21 protein-coding genes are annotated in these 20052 nt (G+C 58.0%); 14 read left to right on the forward strand and 7 right to left on the reverse strand.

Annotated features, from left to right (window positions below):
- Positions 1 to 660: a class II aldolase/adducin family protein gene (locus tag sphantq_RS22505; RefSeq protein WP_272800697.1), complete on the reverse strand. Its 660-nt coding sequence runs from the start codon at positions 658 to 660 to the stop codon at positions 1 to 3.
- 83 nt (positions 661 to 743) lie between these two features.
- On the opposite strand from sphantq_RS22505, the gene sphantq_RS22510 reads away from it, so the two are divergent.
- From sphantq_RS22510 to sphantq_RS22530, 5 genes are read left to right on the forward strand one after another with little or no spacing between them, the layout of a single operon-like run.
- Entirely contained in the window at positions 744 to 1718 is a 975-nt protein-coding gene (locus sphantq_RS22510) for a PdxA family dehydrogenase (protein ID WP_272800698.1), read from the forward strand.
- 54 nt (positions 1719 to 1772) lie between these two features.
- Positions 1773 to 3038 carry an aromatic ring-hydroxylating oxygenase subunit alpha gene (locus sphantq_RS22515; RefSeq protein WP_272800699.1) on the forward strand — a complete coding sequence of 422 codons (1266 nt, stop codon included), beginning with the start codon at positions 1773 to 1775 and terminating at the stop codon, positions 3036 to 3038.
- A complete protein-coding gene (locus sphantq_RS22520; RefSeq protein ID WP_272800700.1) occupies positions 3035 to 3532 on the forward strand; it encodes an aromatic-ring-hydroxylating dioxygenase subunit beta in 498 nt (165 codons plus the stop codon). Before sphantq_RS22515 ends, sphantq_RS22520 begins: the two co-directional genes overlap by 4 nt.
- Positions 3533 to 3557: 25 nt before the next feature.
- The gene (locus sphantq_RS22525) at positions 3558 to 4400 is read left to right on the forward strand and encodes an alpha/beta fold hydrolase (protein ID WP_272800701.1); all 843 of its coding nucleotides are present in this window, start codon (positions 3558 to 3560) and stop codon (positions 4398 to 4400) included.
- A complete protein-coding gene (locus tag sphantq_RS22530) occupies positions 4381 to 5238 on the forward strand; it encodes an IclR family transcriptional regulator (protein ID WP_272800702.1) in 858 nt (285 codons plus the stop codon). The genes sphantq_RS22525 and sphantq_RS22530 overlap by 20 nt, the downstream gene beginning before the upstream one ends.
- A gap of 52 nt (positions 5239 to 5290) precedes the next feature.
- On the opposite strand, the gene sphantq_RS22535 is transcribed toward sphantq_RS22530, so the two are convergent.
- The 3 genes from sphantq_RS22535 to sphantq_RS22545 form a co-directional block, all read right to left on the reverse strand.
- Positions 5291 to 6214, reverse strand: a complete 924-nt coding sequence (locus sphantq_RS22535; RefSeq protein WP_272800703.1) for a catechol 2,3-dioxygenase — start codon at positions 6212 to 6214, stop codon at positions 5291 to 5293.
- Positions 6215 to 6267: 53 nt separating this feature from the next.
- A complete protein-coding gene (locus tag sphantq_RS22540) occupies positions 6268 to 6612 on the reverse strand; it encodes a 2Fe-2S iron-sulfur cluster binding domain-containing protein (protein ID WP_272800704.1) in 345 nt (114 codons plus the stop codon).
- Between the two features lie 163 nt (positions 6613 to 6775).
- The gene (locus sphantq_RS22545) at positions 6776 to 7444 is read right to left on the reverse strand and encodes a GntR family transcriptional regulator (RefSeq protein WP_272800705.1); all 669 of its coding nucleotides are present in this window, start codon (positions 7442 to 7444) and stop codon (positions 6776 to 6778) included.
- 99 nt (positions 7445 to 7543) lie between these two features.
- On the opposite strand from sphantq_RS22545, the gene sphantq_RS22550 reads away from it, so the two are divergent.
- From sphantq_RS22550 to sphantq_RS22590, 9 genes are all read left to right on the forward strand, one after another.
- Positions 7544 to 9001, forward strand: a complete 1458-nt coding sequence (locus sphantq_RS22550; protein ID WP_272800730.1) for a 2-hydroxymuconic semialdehyde dehydrogenase — start codon at positions 7544 to 7546, stop codon at positions 8999 to 9001.
- Positions 8998 to 9804 (forward strand): 2-keto-4-pentenoate hydratase, encoded by an 807-nt coding sequence (locus sphantq_RS22555; RefSeq protein WP_272800706.1) that lies wholly within the window; start codon positions 8998 to 9000, stop codon positions 9802 to 9804. The genes sphantq_RS22550 and sphantq_RS22555 overlap by 4 nt, the downstream gene beginning before the upstream one ends.
- 29 nt (positions 9805 to 9833) lie before the next feature.
- On the forward strand, positions 9834 to 9971 hold the full coding sequence (locus sphantq_RS22560) for a hypothetical protein (RefSeq protein WP_272800707.1): 138 nt from the start codon (positions 9834 to 9836) through the stop codon (positions 9969 to 9971).
- Complete coding sequence (locus sphantq_RS22565) at positions 9968 to 10738, forward strand: 2-keto-4-pentenoate hydratase (protein ID WP_272800708.1); 771 nt, start codon at positions 9968 to 9970, stop codon at positions 10736 to 10738. The genes sphantq_RS22560 and sphantq_RS22565 overlap by 4 nt, the downstream gene beginning before the upstream one ends.
- A gap of 18 nt (positions 10739 to 10756) precedes the next feature.
- Positions 10757 to 11359, forward strand: coding sequence for a 2-hydroxychromene-2-carboxylate isomerase (locus sphantq_RS22570; RefSeq protein ID WP_272800709.1), 603 nt, complete (start codon positions 10757 to 10759; stop codon positions 11357 to 11359).
- A gap of 353 nt (positions 11360 to 11712) precedes the next feature.
- Positions 11713 to 12753 carry an LLM class flavin-dependent oxidoreductase gene (locus sphantq_RS22575; RefSeq protein ID WP_272800710.1) on the forward strand — a complete coding sequence of 347 codons (1041 nt, stop codon included), beginning with the start codon at positions 11713 to 11715 and terminating at the stop codon, positions 12751 to 12753.
- 554 nt (positions 12754 to 13307) lie between these two features.
- Positions 13308 to 14432, forward strand: a complete 1125-nt coding sequence (locus sphantq_RS22580) for an alpha/beta hydrolase family protein (RefSeq protein WP_272800711.1) — start codon at positions 13308 to 13310, stop codon at positions 14430 to 14432.
- Positions 14433 to 14532: 100 nt separating this feature from the next.
- Positions 14533 to 15849 (forward strand): MFS transporter, encoded by a 1317-nt coding sequence (locus sphantq_RS22585; protein ID WP_272800712.1) that lies wholly within the window; start codon positions 14533 to 14535, stop codon positions 15847 to 15849.
- Positions 15850 to 15932: 83 nt separating this feature from the next.
- On the forward strand, positions 15933 to 16580 hold the full coding sequence (locus tag sphantq_RS22590; RefSeq protein ID WP_272800713.1) for a TetR/AcrR family transcriptional regulator: 648 nt from the start codon (positions 15933 to 15935) through the stop codon (positions 16578 to 16580).
- A 293-nt stretch (positions 16581 to 16873) separates the two neighbouring features.
- On the opposite strand, the gene sphantq_RS22595 is transcribed toward sphantq_RS22590, so the two are convergent.
- The 3 genes from sphantq_RS22595 to sphantq_RS22605 all read right to left on the reverse strand — a co-directional run bounded on the left by sphantq_RS22595 (position 16874) and on the right by sphantq_RS22605 (position 20010).
- Positions 16874 to 17380, reverse strand: a complete 507-nt coding sequence (locus sphantq_RS22595; protein ID WP_272800714.1) for a nuclear transport factor 2 family protein — start codon at positions 17378 to 17380, stop codon at positions 16874 to 16876.
- A 62-nt stretch (positions 17381 to 17442) separates the two neighbouring features.
- On the reverse strand, positions 17443 to 18330 hold the full coding sequence (locus sphantq_RS22600) for a fumarylacetoacetate hydrolase family protein (protein ID WP_272800715.1): 888 nt from the start codon (positions 18328 to 18330) through the stop codon (positions 17443 to 17445).
- A gap of 60 nt (positions 18331 to 18390) precedes the next feature.
- Entirely contained in the window at positions 18391 to 20010 is a 1620-nt protein-coding gene (locus sphantq_RS22605) for a flavin-containing monooxygenase (RefSeq protein WP_272800716.1), read from the reverse strand.
- Positions 20011 to 20052: the final 42 nt, after the last annotated feature.

The raw sequence follows: 20052 nt of genomic DNA on the forward strand, positions 1-20052 counted from the left end.
TCAGGAGGTCCAATGCATCCAGAGGCGTTCGGCGACATCGCCTTCCCAGGTCGCCCGCTTCGTGGCTTCTTCAAAGGTCATGCCGGGCGCGTCGGCACGCCCGGCGTGCAGCACGTCCAGCTCCACCCGCGCTGCATCCTCAAGATTGACTGCGAGCGCCAGTGCGACCTTGACGTCGGACCCCGCGACAACGGCGCCATTCCCGCGCATGATGAGGGCGCAACTCTCGCCCATCGCCGCGAAGGCTGCGTCGGCGGCAGCGTCGTCACGTACCAGTTGCAGGTTCGCAGAAAAGGCCGGACGCGGCCAGAAATACGCGCCGAAGCCGTGCCTGGGCACTGGGACCAACCCCATCGCCGACAATGAGAGAAGCTTGGGGGATATGAAGCGAATGATGGCGGCTGTTTCTGGTCGGGCCGCATAGATTCGCTGATGCAGGCGCACTTCGCCCGCAACCCCGGGCGGCAGCTGGCTGACGGTATCCACCGTAATGCCGTCATGCCGATCGTCAATCGCGCTGAGGGCGGTGCTACGCGTGACGCGAAAATGACGTTCGTCCAGCCGCACGCTGATATGACCGTAAGGGCCACTGAGTCCGGCCCTTACGACGCCGCGAGCAGCAAGCCTCAGAAGTTCATCACAAAAAGCAGGATCAACCATTTCACCTCACAGATTCGTTTGCATATTAGGCCATGGAATGGATAAAGGAATAAACTATCGGTGATCTACCCTGGAGTTTCAAGATGAAGCCCGTTGTTGCAACTGTGATCGGAGATCCTGCGGGCGTAGGTCCAGAAGTTTGCGTGAAGGCGCTCGCGACTGGGGAGCCGCAACAGCTCGGCCGGCATGTCCTGATTGGCAGTGCAAGGCAGATCGAGCACGCAATCGAGCTGTGTGGTTTGGATTTGGCTGTCCGGACGATCAGTTCAGCCACCGAAGCGATCGACGACGTCAAGGTCGTGAACCTGCTTTGTCCGGAACAGGATATAAGCACGCGCTTCGCGTTCGGGCAAATTTCGGCTGACGCGGCGCAAGCCGCGCTGCGCTGGCTGCGCATGGGGATCGATCTGGCTGAAAGCGGGCAGGTGGCCGGGCTGGTCATGGGCCCGTTCGACAGCAGCGCGCTGAAGCTCGCCGGATACGCCATGGACGGTTCCGAATTTGAACCGGCGGGGACCTGGCAATTTCGGATCGGGGGCGGGCTTCGGGTTGTCCCGATCACGGAGCATGTCCGGTTGCGGGACGTTGCCTCTCATGTCACGACTGACAATATAATCGCGCTCCTGCGGGTTTTAAATGATTCCCTTCGAAAATGGGGCATCGCTCGTCCGCGTATCGGGGTCGCGGGGTTAAATCCCCACGCGATGTTCGAGGAAGAGCGGCAGGAAATCACCCCGGCCATAGCGGCGGCGACCGCCGCTGGCATCGATGCGATCGGACCGATCTCTCCCGACGTCATATTCAGGCAGGGTATCGATGGAGAATATGACGCGATCATAACCATGTATCATGATCAGGGTCAGATCGCGATCAAGACCGTAGCGTTCGACCGCTCCTGCACCGTTTTCCTGGGACTGCCCTATATTCGTATCGGCATTCCCCACGGCAGCGCCATGGACATCGCCGGAACCGGACAGGTTCTGGCCGGATCGACGACCGCTGCCATGACCACATTGGGCGCATTAGCCGCCCGGCAATTCGAACTCGCCTCTGTCTGAGGCCGATAACGCAAACAGCGGCCCATTAAGGCGCGCTGTAAAAGGAATGGAAAAATGACCATAATGTCGCCGGCAGACATGGTGAAGAACGGCATGGTTCACGCTGATGTCTATACTGATCCGGACATATTCGAGTTGGAGATGGACCGGCTTTTTCAGAAATGCTGGATGTTTGTCGGGCATGAATCGGAAATCGCCGAGCCGGGTATGTTCCGACTGCGCCAGATCGGGCGTCAGCCGGTCATCTTCGTGCGTGCCAAGGATGGCAGCGTTGAAGTCCTCGTCAATCGCTGCCGGCATCGCGGTGCAGTGGTATGCGAGCAGGAAGGAAAAGCCAGCAGATTTCACTGTCCATATCATGGCTGGACCTACGCCAATGACGGCAAGCTGATCGGCGTACCCGATCAGGATGCTTATGGCGCTGATTTCCGCCGCCAGGATTATGGCCTGTCGAAGATGCCGCGGGTCGAAAGCTATCGCGGGTTCGTGTTCGCGAGCGGGTCGACCCATGGGCCGGGCCTGGTCGAGCATCTGGGCCGCGCTACCGACGGCATCGATCTGGCGATCGATTTTTCGCCGACCGGCGAGATCGCGCTGGACGCCGGATCCTACAAGACATTCTACAACGGCAACTGGAAGCATCTGGGGATGGACGGTTATCATCCCGGCTTCCTTCACCAGTCCGTCCTGGCGCGATACGCAGCGGCGGGCGAGGGGCATTTCGACAATCCGTGGGAGCTGGACGGGCCATCGGTGACTCGGCATTACGGGCGCGGTCATACCATGCTCGACCTGTCGGCCCACCGACTGGAGCGCGTGGAAGAACGCATCGAGTCCTACCGCAAGCTGGAAGGCGGCGAGCAATATGTCGCGGACATGCATGCGGCCTACGGCACGGAGCGCGCCCGGTTGCTGATCGCGATGGGGGGAGACCCCCATATGGGCTTGTTCCCGAACCTTCAGCTGATCGGCACCCATGTTCGTATCATCAATCCGATCGCGGTCGACAAGACGGAGGTTATCATGCTCCAGATCCGTCTTCCTGGCGTGCCGGACGCGATCAACGAGCATCGGTTGCGCCATCATGAAATGTTTTACGGCCCGGCGGGCGCTGGTTCACCCGATGACATGGAGATTTTCGAGCGTGTCCAGCGCGGATTGGCCGGTGCGTTCGATCCGTGGCTCAATATGCAGCGGGGCATGGGTCGTGAACGCGTGGATAGCGACGGGTCCATCATTGCACAGATCGGTGACGAATTGCCGCAACGTGCTCAGCTCGAAACGTGGCTAACCTATATGCAGTCTGGAGAAGGGGCATGAGCGTCCAGAATCCGGCTATCGGCCCCGACCTTGCGAGGTCGATCGAACAGTTTCTGTACCGCGAAGCATTGTACATGGACGAGCATCGCTATCGCGACTGGTTCGACATGCTGCACGACGACATGCTGTACTGGGTTCCGTGCAACGCAGCCGATGGCGATCCGCGCCAGATGACCTCGATCATCTACGAGCGAAAGCCCCAGATCAACGAACGGTTGAGGCGACTGGAAGGGGGAACGGCCTACGCGCAGTCGCCAAGGTCGGCGCTTGTCCGCATCGTGTCCAACATTGTCATCGAAGCATGCGGCGATGACTCCGCCACGGTAAGCTCGACATTTTCACTCGGCGAGTGGCGACCCACGCGGGAGGTGCACTGGTTCGGGCGCACCCGTTACCGACTGACGCGATCGGGTGACGACTGGAAGATATTGGAGAAGAAGGTCGTGCTGATGAATAACGACGCATTTATGCCCAATATGACCTTCCTTGTCTGAAGCTACTGATCTTACGGAGTTGACGATGGACGACAGCAAAAATCCCGAACTGGGCAAGACGATGCAGGCGGCGGGCATTGCGACCAACTATATCGAGGCAGGCGAGGGCCCGCCTGTGGTTCTGATCCACGGATCGGGCCCGGGTGTGACGGCCTACGCGAACTGGCGATTGACTCTTCCCGGCCTGTCCACGCACTTGCGTGTCCTTGCCCCCGACATGGCGGGGTTTGGCTATACAGAGCGCAAGCCGGGAGTTCGGTACGACCTTGATTTCTGGATCGGCCATCTGCTTGGCTGCCTCGACGCATGGGGACTGGAACGCACTCATCTGGTCGGCAACTCGTTCGGGGGGGGGCTCGCCCTTGCCTTCGCGCATCGCTATCCCGAGCGTGTGGACAAGCTCGTTCTGATGGGTTCGGTCGGCGTCAGCTTCGAACTCACCTACGGGCTCGATGCCGTATGGGGCTACCAGCCGTCGATGGAGGAGATGCGCAAACTGATTGGCATCTTTGCCCATAACAAGCAGTTGATCAGCGACGAATTGGTGGCCTCGCGATACAAGGCGAGTGTCCGTCCGGGCTATCAGGAGAGCTTCTCGAGCTTGTTTCCGGAACCGCGCCAGGCCCATATCGAAGCGCTCGCGACCCCGGAACAGGACATCGCCGCGCTGCCGCACGAGGTACTGATCGTTCATGGACGTGACGATCAGGTCATTCCCGTTTCCAATGCGATCCGGCTGAATGGCCTGCTGCAACGGTCGGATCTGCATATTTTTGGTCAGTGCGGGCACTGGACCCAGATCGAGCGGGCAACGCAGTTCAACCGCTTGGTCAAAGACTTCTTGATCGGTGGTTCAAAATCGGATTGAGCGAGCGTCATTTTCGCGGTTCGATAAAAGGCGGTGGATCCAGTTGACGAAGGAAGTAAATACACGACGCGTCATCCAGTCGGTTGGAACGGGCTTGGAGGTTCTGACCACGGTCGCCGCTTTTTCCGGCCCTTGCTCGTTGTCCGCGATCGCCCAGGGCGCTCAACTGTCGCCCAGCCAGACCCATCGCTATCTGGGCAGTCTGATGAGCGCCGGTATGGTCAAGCAGAATGGTTCTGCGGGTCTTTACGAGCTCGACGCGGGGGCGATCAGGCTCGGTCTGGCGGCGCTGTCACGCCTCGACGTTTTCGCAAATGCTGAAACATGCATAGCCGATATGGTCGAGCGGACGCGCCGCACATTTCTGGTCACTGTCATGGGGGCGGGCGGTCCAACGGTTGTGCGCTGGTATCCGGGGTCTCCCCCCGTCATAACGTCGCTGGCGATAGGGGGCGTACTTCCGCTGTTCCGGTCAGCCACTGGACTGATCTTCTATGCGCTGGGCGATGCGGCGGAGATGGAGCGGCAACGCAAATTGCACGAGATGACGGATCCCAGCGCCGTGCCGGTGAACCTGACCGATTGGCGCGCGGAGATCGAGCAGACGCTGGTTACGACGATTTCAGGCGACCTGACGCCGGGGCTACGGGCCGTGGCTTGCCCTGTCTTTGATCTGCAGGGCAGGTTGCCGGTGGTGGTGACAATGCTGGCCAATGGCGCCTTCCCGCCGTCGGACGACACGCACGCTATCAGCGTGCTTCAAGCCGGTTGTCGCAGTCTGACGGAATCGATCGGCGGGAAATGGCCGATTAGTCGTCAGGCCGCCAAGAGAAGCTGAGGTTCGTCCCCGAGGTCATCCAGCGGTCGTGCCGCTGGATGACCGATCCGGACTATGTCAGAACTGGCAGGAAGGTCTCGTTCAGCTTCTTCTCATAATAGAAGATCGCTTTGCCAACTTCTTCCGCTTCCCATGTCCGTAACGGGTTGTCCGGATAGAAGCTGGAGCCGCCGGCAAACACCTCGTTTCGATTGCCGGATGGATCCCAGAAATAAATCGTCTTGCCCCGCGTGATACCGTGGCGCGTAGGGCCGATATCAACCGCAACATTGTAAAGCGCCATCAAGTCGGCAGCATGACCGATTGCCGCCCAATCCTCGACGAGGAAGGATGCGTGATGGAACTTGCCTGGTTCGGGATGTTCCACGATCGCAATGTCATGGGCCTTGGTCGAAATGCTCATGAACAGAGCCAGTGGTTCGCCTGCGGGATTATCAAGCTTTTCCGCCACGACGAAATCGAACACCGTATTGAGAATATGATGAGCCTCAGCGACATTGGGGCCAAAGACGAGGCAATGATCGAAACGGATCGCGCCCGCGCCTGCGGGAGGTTTGCGGTACAGTTCCGGATTGTGCGTCATGGGGCCGACGTCGGACAGTTCAGCGCCCGCGTAGAAGTCCAGCAGGTGACCGGTCGGCATATGAACCCGCAGACGGCGGCCAAGTCCGGGCTGCTCCCCCGCTTCGATCCATTCCGTTTTCACGTTCAGAGCCGCAAGCTTCTCGGCCGACTGGTCGAGATAGTCTTCGCTCTCGCACTTGAAACCCATGCAGTCCATGCCTGCATCGTCATCCGGCCGAAGCACCACAGAATGGCGATCGAATTCATCGAACGCTCTTAGATAGACCCGTCCGTCCGCGTCCCGCGAAACGATCTCGAGGCCAAGAATATTCTGATAATGCCAAAGCGCCTTTTCCATATCGAGGACACGCAATTGGACAAATCCCGGTCGCAATACGCCTTTCATGGCCATCTTTAGATCCTTCCTATACCAATATTGTCAGGGAGGTTTCTTGGACCTCGCCTTTATTCACGCTTTCCGCACAAACCTACCAGCAGGTCGCTTTGCGGATATAATTGGCATGCCAGCGCAAAGCCGCGTGCCTCGTCTTCGGCGGGCACCTGTCGCCGGCTCATCCGATCGCAGCTATACAGTCCTTCCAGGACCTGCACCCTGCATACGCCACATCCTCCGCCACGGCATCCCGATGGAATAGCTGCCGTCCCCTCGCTCCGCCGGCTGGCTTCCAGCAATGTCCTGCCGGCGGGGCAGGGCAGAACGGTGTCCCGGCCCACAAGGCGAATGGTGAAAGTCAGACCTTCAGAGCCGATGCTGTCACGCAGCCCGACATCCTTGTCGGCCAGGATCATAGCCACCCCCTAAAATATAATTTCGACAATTGTGATGTTCAACGATTTTCTACCACTCGGACCCGTCAATGGCAAGCGCCATAATCAGAGAGGCAGGAGGCCATTTAATCTATGACCCCTAATCAAACGGACGTTCGATAACGATTTACCAAAGGCTCGCAAGTCAGGCTAACGGTACCCGGCGCATTTCCGCTTCGATGAGCTGCGCGGTCACCAGCACATGATCTCGCGCCGCATTGGTGGCCAGATCGGCATCACGCGTGAGCGCTGCCTCGCATATCTTCTTATGCTCCCGATGCACTTCGCGGTCCGTCCGATTAAGCCTGAAGGCTGCGGCGCGGTATCGTTCGTGCTGATCGTACAGCGTCCCAAAAATGCTCACCAACTTCTTGAGCGGACAGGCCGATACCAGCGCCATATGGAAGGCGCGGTTGCGTTTTTCCCGTTCCTCGCTGTCGGAGTCGGGGGCCAGTTCGATTTTCCTGAGCGCATGAAAAGCGCCTTCGACCGAAGATTCCCATGCGTCGTCGCCAGCTGCGATACTTTGACGCAGCGCTTCGGTCTCGATTAGGATGCGCGTCTCCGTCAGGTCCAGAAGCTCCGCATGAGAGAGCGGTGGAACATGGAAGCCCTTCTGTCCGATCGCCGCCACCAGGCCGCCAGACATCAACCGGTTGAGTGCCTCCCGCAATGGACTGGCGCCGACATTATAGCGTTCGCGCAGGTCCGACATGCGCAGCTTCGAATCAGGCGCTAGCCTTCCACGAATGATATCTTGCCGAAGCTGGGCATAAACCGCCTCAACCAGCGTCTGGGGGGAATGATCGTCCATATCGAAGACCTTACAACTCGCTCGCACGAATTGTCAAAAATCGACGTATTGACGAAATATCGAAATTGCTTTAGCGCTTCGGTTAATCGAGGAGCCAACATGCGCAAGCTGCTAAACTTCATAAACGGCCGCTCTGTCGAGGGCCGTAAGAACCACTTTTTCAATAACTTGAACCCTGTTGACGGGTCGGTGCTGAGCGTCGTCAGCGAAGCAGCGGTGGAAGATGTCGACGCTGCAGTTAAAGCCGCACGCGAAGGTCAAAAGCTGTGGGCCAAGATGAGCAATGCCGAACGATCGGCCATCTTGCACAAGGTGGCTGACGGCATAGATGCCCGTTTCGACGAGTTTCTAGAGGCCGAATGCCTTGATACCGGAAAGCCGCGGAGCTTGGCGGCTCATATCGACATTCCACGGGGCGCGGCCAATTTCCGCATATTCGCCGATCTTGTAGGCAATGTGGCGACAGAGGCATTTCAATCTCCCACGCCCGATGGTCTGGGCGCGATCAATTACGCGATACGGGCGCCCAAGGGGGTCATCGGCGTGATTTCGCCCTGGAACCTGCCGCTTTTGCTGATGACCTGGAAAGTCGCGCCTGCGCTAGCCTGTGGTAATGCCGTCGTCGTCAAGCCGTCCGAAGAGACGCCTACCACGACAACATTGCTCGGTGAGGTGATGAACGCGGCCGGTGTTCCGCACGGCGTCTATAATGTCATTCATGGCTTCGGGCCAGGCAGCGCGGGTGAATTTCTGACTCTCCACCCCGGCGTGGACGCGATCACCTTCACCGGAGAGACCCGGACCGGCGCGGCGATCATGAAGGCCTGCGCCGATGATATACGGGATATTTCGTTCGAACTGGGCGGAAAGAACCCTGCGGTCGTGTTTGCCGATTGCGATATGGACAAGGCGATAGAGGGGACGGTCCGTTCCGTGTTCGCCAATTGCGGGCAGGTCTGCCTTGCCACCGAACGGGTCTATGTCGAGCGACCTATTTTTGACACCTTCGTGGCGCGGCTGAAGGCCGAGGCGGAAGCGATCAGGATCGGGTCCTCGTTTGAGCCTGGCATCGCCATGGGGCCGCTGATTTCCAAGGAACATCAGCAAAAGGTACTGGGCTATTACCGGCGCGCGGCCGAGGACGGCGCCGTGGTGGTCACGGGCGGCGGGGTTCCCGAGGTGGCGGGCGATCGAACGGACGGCGCCTGGGTGCAGCCGACGATCTGGACAGGCGTCGATCATTCTCACACCATCATGCGCGAAGAGGTATTCGGTCCTTGTTGCGGCATCATGCCGTTCGACAGCGAAGACGAGGTTGTTGCGCTGGCGAACGACACGGAATATGGCCTTGCCTGTTCCATCTGGACGGAAAATCTCTCTCGCGCCCACAGGGTGGCCGCCCAGATCGACTGTGGCCTGACATGGGTCAACAGCTGGTTCCTTCGTGACCTGCGCACGCCCTTTGGCGGGTCGAAAAAGTCCGGGATCGGCCGCGAAGGTGGTGTTCACAGCCTGGAGTTCTACACTGAACTCCGAAATATCTGCATCAAGCTATGACGGGCACCATCATGACATTGTCGAACCATGATATAGAACAAGCCGCAGCAAGGATCAGGGAGGCCGAGCGAAGCGGCGTGGCCTGCCTTCCACTGACGCCCGATTATCCCGGCTGCACCACTGCGGATGCCTATGCCGTGCAAGAGGCCAACACCGTCCATGCCATTGCGGCGGGGCGCAAGCTCGCCGGACGCAAGATCGGCCTGACATCGCGCGCGGTGCAGGCTCAATTAGGCGTCGACCAGCCCGATTTTGGTGTTCTCTTCGCCGACATGGCCATCGCCGATGGCGAAGAGGTGTCGTATAGCCGTCTGCTCCAGCCCAAGCTTGAGGGTGAAATTGCTTTCGTCCTCGGGAAGACATTGGACAGCTCCGATATCACGTTGACGTCCGTGATCGATGCCGTCGAATATTGTCTCCCGGCGATAGAGATCGTCGACAGCCGTATCGCCGACTGGAAGATTGGTATCTTTGACACGATCGCGGACAACGCTTCATCGGGCCTCTATGTCCTTGGCACCACACCCCGCCGGATCGCCCAGGTAGATTTACGGCTTTGCGGCATGGTCGTCGAGCATCGAGGCGAGGCGGTTTCGACGGGCGCAGGCCTTGCCTGCCTCGGCAATCCACTTAACGCAACGCTATGGCTCGCGCGCAAGATGATCGAAGTTGGCCGTCCGCTTGGCGAGGGCGACACGATCCTTTCCGGCGCTCTGGGACCCATGGTCGCCGCAGAGCGGGGCGAGGTATATGAAGTGAGGATCAACGGACTCGGCAGCGTCCGGGCGATCATGTCGCGCTGACCGGTAATTTCAGGAAACGGACGACTGACATGAAAAAAAGCGAGGCTGCGATAATCGTGCCGGGAAATATCGGCACTGGCCTGATAATCAACGGGAGCCAATATCGCCGCAATATGGCGACGGCTGCGCTGGACATCTTCAAGACAAAAATGGAGACTGCGGCATGACGCGCGACTATGCAGCCATTGCCCGGATCGTCGATGACGCGGCGCATCATGCCACGGCAATCCCTCAGCTTTCCACAACCGGTCATGATCTGACATTGGAGGAAGGCTATATCGTTCAGGCCGCATCCATCGGGCGTCGCGAAGCGCGCGGCGAGCGGCTGATCGGTGTGAAGATGGGCTTCACCAGCCGCGCCAAACAAATCCAGATGGGGCTGTCCGACGTCATCTGGGGGCGCCTGACCGATGGGATGCGCGTCGAGGATGGCGGCGTGATCTCGCTGGACACTTATGTCCATCCGAGGGCGGAGCCCGAGATTGCCTTTCTTCTGAAAAAGCCGCTTTCGGGTAAGGTGACGCTGCTTGAGGCAATGTCCGCTGTAGAAGCAATCGCCCCCGCCATTGAAATCATCGATAGCCGGTACGAAGGCTTTAAATTCAATCTGCCGGACGTGGTCGCCGACAATACATCGTCGTCGGGCTTCGTTACCGGGTCCTGGTGCCTTCCAACGATTGAATGTTCGAACCTTGGTTTTGTTCTGGAACTCAACGGCCGGGCCGCGCAAGTGGGCTCCAGCGCCGCCGTCCTTGGGCATCCCGGGCGTGCGCTCGCCGCAGCCGCCCGCCTTGCTATGCAGCAGGAGGTGGAATTGCAGGCCGGCTGGATCGTGATGACGGGCGGGGCCACCGCCGCGATAGCGCTGTCGTCCGGCGATCATGTTCGCTGCAGCGTGCAGTCTCTTGGTGAGGCGAGCTTCAGCGTCAACTAATCACGAAAGCGCAGCACCATGACTATGACCCAAAAAACGGCTCCGCTGAAATTCTATTTCAATTTCCGTAGTATCTATTGTTATCTCTCCTCCAAGCGGATGTTCGATATCGTAGATGATTTCCACGTCGAGATGGTGTGGAGGCCGCTTGGCGGTTGGGACGGTCGCTCCCCGCCGGAACGGGCTAAAGCCAAAGTGCCTCTGGCGCGACAAGATGTTGCGCGCTGGGCTGCGAAGATGGGAATACCCTTCGTACCCCCGCCACCCACCACGGACCCTACAAACGCAGCGGCTGGATCACTGCTTGCGGAAAGGGAAGGGTTGCTAAGACCCTATATCACTGAAGTCATGCGTGCGGAATGGGCATTCGGGCGCGATATCGGTGATCGACAGTTGTTGAAATCTATCGGCGCCGACATCGGTCTTGATCCCGCAGCGCTTGAGTCCTCTTTCGACGACGCGCGCAACCACGCTGCTCTCAAGGCCAATTGGGAGGAGGCACAGGCCGACGGTGTGATCGGCGTGCCGAGCTTCGTCATCGGGAGCGAGATTTTTTGGGGAAATGATCGAATCGATTTCGTGACCGATCATCTCAAGGAACTGCGTCTCGCCCGTCTTTAGCCGCATAAAGGCTGTTCGAAAATCCAGCTTGGGAAGCGAGTCGGCGCTGCTGTCGGCCAGAGACCAAGCTGCACCACGTCTGGCTGACGAATATGCAACACTGCAACTGGTCGCATGAGCGCTGCGCTATACTCATGCCTTCGTCAGTGCCGGGCTCGAAACGCTCGTTACTCCATTTTTGGCGGAAATTTCAGTGGCTTCTTGCGGCCGCGACATATGGGCAGTGCCAACGATAACAATGCCCCATCACGCAAACTCCTCTTGCCTTTCCAACCTACATGCAGTAAGTACTGTTTCTACCAGCGGAGTATGAAGCTCCCGATGTGTATCAGTCTGAAAATTAGGAGCAGGTCATGAAAGTGGATTTTGGCGTCGTCGATCACATCGATTTTCAGTCCATTCCCATCCATCAAACTTTCGACGAGCGCGTCGAGCAGATCACGCAGTATGATAGGGACGGGTTTTACGCCTATCATCTGACGGAGCATCATTTCACTCCGCACGGGCTGGCATCATCGCCGGTCGCATTTCTGTCGGCTGTCTCGCGGCTCACGACACAGTTGAAGCTGATCCCGACCGTTCTCGTCCTTCCTACTTACCACCCGCTTCGCCTTGCCGAGGAAATCGGCATGCTCGATCAGCTTTCGCATGGTCGCGTCGAGTTCGGCATAGGTCAGGGCGTAGTCCCGCACGAATTGTCATTGTTCGGTATCAATCCCACCGAAGCGCGCGACATGATGACCGAGAACTTCGAGATTCTCATGAAAGCGCTCGATGGCGAGAGCGTCACCCACCGGGGCCATTATCATCGCTTTTTCGATGTGCCCATGGTCATGAAGCCGCATCGGCCTTTCGCCGATCGCGGGTTGTGGATCGTTTCGGCGCGGCCCGAGGCGGTGCGTAACGCCGGACGTAAGGGCGATCATATCCTGACGATCCTGCATCCGGCCAAAGTGAATGCCTTGCTGGAAATCTATCAGGAGGGATGGAACGAAACGCATGAGCAGGGCCCGCCCACCACAAAGCTGGGCATCACGCGCCACGTATTCCTCGCCGATAGCCAGAGCGAGGCGGAAGCGCGCGGCGAATTCGGTTTCGGGGGCTGGTTCGACAATCATAGTTCGATGTGGAGGCGCTACGATCATTCGCGCGGCGTCGGAGATGATTCACCCTATCGCAACAACAAGGCGATGATCTTCGGTACGCCCGATTACGTACGGGCCGAACTGCAGGCGCAGCTCGAAGAGGCCGGTGGGCATGTCAATTATGTTGTTCCGCGGTTCGCCTTCGGCAATCTGACTCAGGAAGAGGTGATGCGTTCATATACCCTGTTCCGGGATGAGGTCATGCCGCACTTCCGGAAAGAGGAAGTGTCCGTTTCGGTCGCCGCCTGATCGATCCATGATTTAAGTCGATGCTGATAAGGTTGGGCATGTCTGGGTACGCGCCGATATTATCAGCATCGATGGGGTGGACGATTTAATATCGAGAAACTGATCGCGTTGTGATAGTGTCCATAAGCGAATTCTTGTCGCGCGGTGTGACGGGAATGGGCCTATGTTGAAATCAACCAGTAACACGCGAATATGCGGTTGAGATCAGCGGATGAGTGGCTCCCGTTGTTGTGGTGACCGGTGGTTGCGCCGTAATTCCAATGCGCTTTCCGCGTAAAAGGCTGTGTCTGCCTTCGCGGACTGGCAGCGTTGTGAGTAATGACGGTTGATCATGTTCCTTCTGCCGTCATTACCAGGATTCATCGGTGCTGATGTTTCCTTGCAGATGGGGATGAGGGCCGGCCGGGCGGTTCTAGCATGGTAGCGCCAGCCTGCAGGGTTGACGTCATCTAGAAGCGGTCGCATTCGAAGAGTTGGGGAGCATCACTGAAGGCGAGGTTAATGGTTGCAGTCTGAGCGGCTAGCCGTTCCAATATCCATAAGGAAAAGGCAGGATGTCTATCGACCGCGGCAAGGCCGTGACATTGTCGGCTATCACCACCTCCAGTACCGACGCCAGATTCGCCGCCGGCGGTAGGCCTATGCCTGTCAATCTTAGTGCGCGCCTGTGCGACGATAGGGGCGACAAGCGTATCGCTTTTCTTTTCTGTCACCCAACTGCTGATTTTAGCAGGCACGGCCTTTTGGATCATCTGGCGCGGCATGGCGTGGCTGCGTTCGGCATGACCACCCGCTATGTCAACAACGACCTTGAACTGCTGATGGAGCGGTGCGTCCAGGATGTGGGGAGGGGCGTCGCGTTCCTGCGTGAGCAGGGGTATGAGAAGATCGTCCTAACCGGACATTCTGGTGGTGCATCCTTATCCTGTCTCTATCAGGCGGAGGCCGAAAACCCGACCATTTCCACGACACCTGATGGCGACGCTTTCGAGATGGGCGCGCTCGACAGGGCTGACGCCCTATTTCTTCTGGCCGCTCACCCCGGCCGGGCGGAGGCGCTGACGAGTTGGCTCGACCCGGCCATCATCGATGAAGCCAACCCTGCACTTCGCAACCCTGAGCTCGACCTTTTTGCCGATCGCCAACTTCCATATGATCGCGAGTGGTTGAAGGAGTATAAGGCAGCGCAGACAGCGCGCAACCGCCGGATATCGGATTACGCGCTAGCAACGCTGGACACGCTTCACCAGTCCGACGGGCCGAATGATGCGATCCTCACTGTTCATGGAACCAGCGCAGACCCCCGCTTCATCGACCTGACACTGGATACCAACGGGCGGCAGGCCCGCACGGCGGATCAGGTCCGGCGGCTGAACGACGCACATCTGAGCATGGGGCGGCTAAGCACCTTGCGTTCATGGCTCAGCCAGTGGAGTCTGGACCATTCGAGGGCCAGTGGACCAGACTGCCTGGGACGCACGAGGGTTCCTGCGTGTCTGATCGAGTTCGAAAAGGACGAGATCGTCCTTCCATCTTACATCCACAGCTATGTGCAAGCCCGGTCAGAGGGTGTGCATAGGGAGGTGATGCCGGATGCGACGCATTTCCTGATCGGACAGCCGGATGTTGAGGATCGCCTCGCCCAAAGACTGATCGCATTGGCCCGGTCCCATTTTTAATCCGGGCCCCAAACCCGATTTAGCCGCCGATTCCGGGACGCGGCGGCAGGCCACAGAGCATTTAGCGGAGCAGCGAACCGTGCATAAGGAAGCGACCGCAATGACCATGTCAGATCCTCACGGCGCCGGACAGGAGCAGTCGCCGCGGCAGGCTTGGTTCATGGTCGGCTTTTTAACCTTGCTCAGCATCGTTTCGCTGCTTGATCGCAACATCATCTCCCTGTTCATGGATGATATAAAATCCTATCTCCAGATAAGCGACTTTCAGGCCAGCCTGATTTACGGCGGGGTGTTTGCGATTACATTCTCGCTTATGGGACTGCCGATGGGATGGGCTGTCGATCGGTTTTCCCGACGCAAGGTGATGTTTGCGGGCGTATCGCTATGGAGTATAGCCACTGCAGCCTGTGGACTGGTTTGGAGTTTTCCGACCATGCTGGCCGCCAGGGCGCTCGTCGGCGCAGGTGAAGCGGCCCTTGTGCCCAGCACCCAATCGATCATTTCGGACTCTTTCCCGCCCGATCGGCGCACGCTGCCGCTATCGTTCTACGCTATGGGACAAAGCGCGGGGGCAGGCATCGCGCTGCTCGTCGGCGGCGCTCTGGCCATGTTCTTCATCCCGGACATGAACTATATTATCGCTGGTCATTCGATGCACGGATGGCAGATAATCCTCGTCATCATCGGCCTTCCCGGGCTGGTGATCGCTTCCCTCGTTTTCGCCTTCGCTGAACCGAAGCGCAGAAATGTAAGCGTGACGGAGCGCCAGCCCGGCTACGGCGAATATCTCCATTTCATGAGGGTGAACTGGCGTTATTTCCTGGGGCATCATGGCGGTTTCATTGCTGCGCAGAGCCTGATTACCGCGATCATGGGCTGGACCCCGACATTCCTGCTTCGCGTCCATGGCTGGACAGTGTCGGAGGCGGGATTATGGTTCGGACTGGCCATCATGGGCGGGCCGTTGCTCGGGCTGCCGATCCACGGCTGGCTCGTCGACAAGCTCTACCAGAGGGGGATACGTGATGCCCATTTGCGCTACCAGCTGATGATCATTCCGCTCAGCGCCGCTCCCCTCGTCGCTGCCTATCTGGTGCCGAACGCCGTCGCCGGGCTGCTGTTGCTGGGCCTGGGGCTGATGATCCTTGTGGGCAGTGCTGCTGCGACCGCCGCTTCCTTGCAGCTGGTGGTTTCCGGAGCGCGGCGCGGGAAGGCAGCCGCGATGTGGCTGCTGGTCGGGGGCCTCGCCACATTCCTTGGCCCCAGCGCCGTTGCGTTATTGCAGGAAAATCTGTTCGGTAACGAGCTGGCGCTTGGCAAAAGCCTGGCAACGTACATGGTGCTGGGAGCAGCAATGGCGGTCGTCCTGTGCCAACTTGCCCGACTAGGTTTTCGTGAAATGGCCGTGGAACGATAGGATCGACACGGCCGCGGCTCTCCCTTAGATGCGTCCCAAAGACACCGCGTTACCTACCGGCAACACATATTTGGGGATCATACATGCGCGTGCGCAGAACACAGGGTGAACGAAGCGAAGAGACACGCAATCGCATTCTGTCGGCCGCGATAGAACTTATGAACAAGCGCGGATATGCCGGCTTCCGGGTGATCGAGGTCATGGAGATCGCCGGTTTGTCGCGTGGCGCACAGCTGCATCATTTCAGAACGAAAGATGAACTGATTTCAGCCGCGTTGGTACGCGTCTTTGCCATCGCCAAGAACGAGGTACAGGCCCGCGTGGCCAAAATGAGGATGAACCCGTCCTGCAGCGCGAGTGACATAGTCGATTTTGTCATCGACGACGCCTGCCAATTTTTCTTCAGTGACAATTTCAAGTTCGCGCTCGACATGACTCTCGTCGGGTCCAGGGATTTAAAGGTCGCCCAGATGGCGAGAGAGACGATCAGCAGGGAAGCCCAACCAAACGAGGATGTGTGGATCGATATTCTTAAGGAAACGGGCCTTGATGACGAATTCGCGCGCGATGCGATCTGCTTTCTTCGGAGCATTGTCAGGGGCCTCATGATCCGGTCGCTGACGATGACTGGCGGCAATCAACAAAAGCGTGTAATCACGATGGCCCGTGATATGCTGCTCGACCGCATAGCTACTCAACAGGGCAAAGGCGAGCGCAAGGCCGCCTGCTGATATATAGCTGAGCAGCCAGCCTGTTCATAAAACGGATCGGGCGCCGCTATGCTGGTCGATATAGGCGTGATGTCGCCTCGTTCGCCAGGCTCCATCGCGCGATCGAAAGCGACACCGCATCGAAAACATGTCGATTTGCCTCGAGGATCGACGAAGCATTCACACGCTTTACGACCGACGCGGTGCCATGGCCATTTCGCCGCGTAGGCATCTTCAACTCAGTCAATGAGTTCCGACCCTAAGTGGCTGTGATTTGTCCCTAGGAGGCGGTGTCGAATCGGACTTCGCGTGCGTCATCTGGGATGAAATCGACTGCATTGGGAGCGCCCTCCTTTGCGCCACATTTCATAGGCGATCTCACGAACGATCTTCCCATCTTTCATTTCAAAAACATGCGCCAGTCTGACAGACATGTCCGTACCTTTTGGATAAGGCAGGTTAGGCATCTCGTCGCCTACGACAGTCAAATGGGCGATCTGGTCATCGAAAACGAATTGTTCGGTCGCGAACCGCCGCAGCGGGATGAACGAACGATACGTGACGGTCCTGAAAATTCCCTCATAAGCAGCCCGGATATCATCCCGGTTGTCCATCACGATTCCCCGGGTCGGCGCTTCCCAGGTCACCTCGTCGGCGTAAAGCTGAATAGCGGCCTGCACCAAATCCGGTGTCTCGTTGTGAAAATGCGCCTCGACGACCTTGATGTTACGCGCGATGATTTCGTCGCGGGTCAGATCACTGTCAGCTATTGTGGTATCGACCAATACCGCCTTGTCATGCTCCCGTTCCACTCCAGCCATCCTACTACTCCTCAATTTTTGATTATAATGGATCGACAGTTGTCACGCCCAACTGTCCAGCCTCATTTCCTGAAGCTATGGTCCACGATCGAATTCGTGATCGAACACACGCCATCCACAGCGACTGTCACTGTCGATCCGGGCATCATGTAGCGACGCGGGTTAAGGCCAAATCCAGTGCCTTCCGGCGTTCCTGTCAAGATGAGATCGCCCGGTCGCAACGTCACATGTAGAGAAATGTAGACGATGAGGTCTTCGACGCTGAACACCATGTCGGCGGTGGTCGCGTCCTGCATGACTTCGCCGTTGACCGTCGCGGTGATGTGGAGGTTCCCGACGTCAACGCTGTCCGGTGTCTCCACGAAGCTGCCGATCGCACAGCTCTTGTCAGGATTTTTGCCGAGCGCCCACTGACCGGTGCTCAGTGACATTGCGTTGATCTGGGATCCGCGTGCGGAGATATCGTTGGCAACCGTATAACCCAGGATGGACGATGCCGCGCGTTCATGGTCTGCATCCAATATCCGCGTCCCGATGATCGCCGCCAGCTCGACTTCCCAGTCCAGACCCTCAGGTTCCACCAGCGGAATCGCAATCCAGTCGCCGTCCGCCACCAGCTCAGATGCCCACCGGGCAAACAGATTCGGAAAGGTCGGCGTAGGCAGCTTGCTCTCGCCGCCATGGGCAACATAGTTGATTGCGGTACAGATCACCTTGGCATCGGCGGGGACCGGGGGCGCGAGGATTAGGCCATCGAGCGGGATTGTCCCGCTAGTCGCAGCTCGCGCCAAGGTGAGATACCCTTCTACGTCCTCATAGAAGGTGCCCAATTCGGCGATCGGAGCAACCATATCGCCGAGGACGATCCCAATGGATCGCTTGGTGGACGATATATCTGATCGATAGGCTACTAGCCGGATCCTGTATTTCTCCATGTCATAATTCTGCAAGGTGGCCCGCAGATAAATCTCTGTTTATTTAAAACACAGGACAATATCGAGTGAATTGAACTACGACAACATGAGTGTCTGGTAGCCGCCGTCCTTCACCTTGCCGATTTCAGCACGATAATTGCCCAGTCCTCCCATATAGAAATAGACGCCGACCTTTTTGCCAGGGATATTCGCGCCGAAAATCCAGGAATCTGTTTTCGCGAAGAGAGTCATACCCGCAATTGCGCGACAAGTCTCCACCCATACATCCTCGGCGTCCTGGCGCGGTTCAGCGCTTTTGACGCCCGATGCTTCCATATGTGCGATAAGGTCAGATATCCAATCCGCCTGCGTTTCGATTGTGGGCGGTATATTTGTAAATGGTCCATTGGGCCCAACGACCATGAACAGATTTGGGAATCCCGATTCCATCATGCCCAGATAGCCCAGCGGTCCGTCGCGCCATTTCTCACTCATCATGACGCCTTCACGGCCGGTTATCTTCAGTTTCGTGTAGTTGCCGTCCACGGCATCAAAGCCTGTCGCCATTATCATGACGTCAAGCTCATGCAGATCGCCATTGCCGAGAAGAATTCCCTCCTCTGTGAATTCGACTATTGGATTGGCCTTCACATCGACCAGGGCAACATTGTCACGATTATATACTGCATAATAATCGGTGGCGCACAAGGGGCGCTTGGCGTAAAGATCGGTTGGGGTCAGTTTCCGCCTCGTCTCCGGATCTTGGACCACTTCTGCGATCTTCATCCTGATGAATGCCGCTGCGGCTTCGTTAGTCTCCTGGCTGATCGCGACATCGGAGAAAGTTTCGAACATGAATCGAAACCCTCCGCCACGTTGCCATGCCCTTTCGAACACCCTGTTCCGCTCTTCGGGGCTGACTGACTCGCCGGAAACCACGCTTTCCTCGAAGCCGAATGCAACCGCCGACTGCCGGATCTGCGCCCATATCTGATCATAATCGTCGATATATTCGCCAATCACGGCGCCGGGCTCGGGCCTGTTTACGATTGGGACGACATATTGGGGCGAGCGCTGGAACACGGTCATATGACCGACCGTCGGCGCCAGCGCGGTAATAACCTGGACACCGGTCGATCCGGTGCCGACAACGCCCACCCGCTTGTTTGCGAGGTCAAGTTCGGCTGGCCAGTCAGCAGTGTGGATGATCTTGCCGCGGAAACGGTTTTCCCCCGGAATACTCGGCTTGTTTACAGCAGAGAGAACGCCCAGGGCCGACACGAGATATTTGGCTGTTACGGTGCGTCCGTCGTCGGTCACAACGGACCACAGGCCAGTCCCTTCGTCGAACCGGGCATCCGTCATACGCTTGCGGAACTGGTAGGACCGGCGTAGATCATACCGGTCCGCGAACATGTTGAGGTAGGAAAGTATTTCGGGTTGGGTGAGATATCGGTCCGTCCAACTACCCTCTTGAAGTAGTTCCTTGTCGAACGAGTAGCGATAGCAAAAGCTTTCGGTATCCGACAGTGCCCCGGGATAACGGTTGTGAAACCATGTTCCTCCCACGTCGCTGGCGCTGTCATAGCCTAGAACGCGCAAACCCTGTTCGTTTCGGAGCTTGTGAACGGCATACAGGCCAGCAAATCCGGCTCCGACGACCACTGCATCAAAATCTGCCTGCGGCAGCTGTACGGCATTGGTGATATCAACCACGGACAAATTCCTTCTTTATAGACTAAACTACTGTCCAGTTCA

This window comes from Sphingobium sp. AntQ-1 (genome assembly GCF_028538045.1).
In the GTDB taxonomy this organism is placed as follows: domain Bacteria; phylum Pseudomonadota; class Alphaproteobacteria; order Sphingomonadales; family Sphingomonadaceae; genus Sphingobium; species Sphingobium cupriresistens.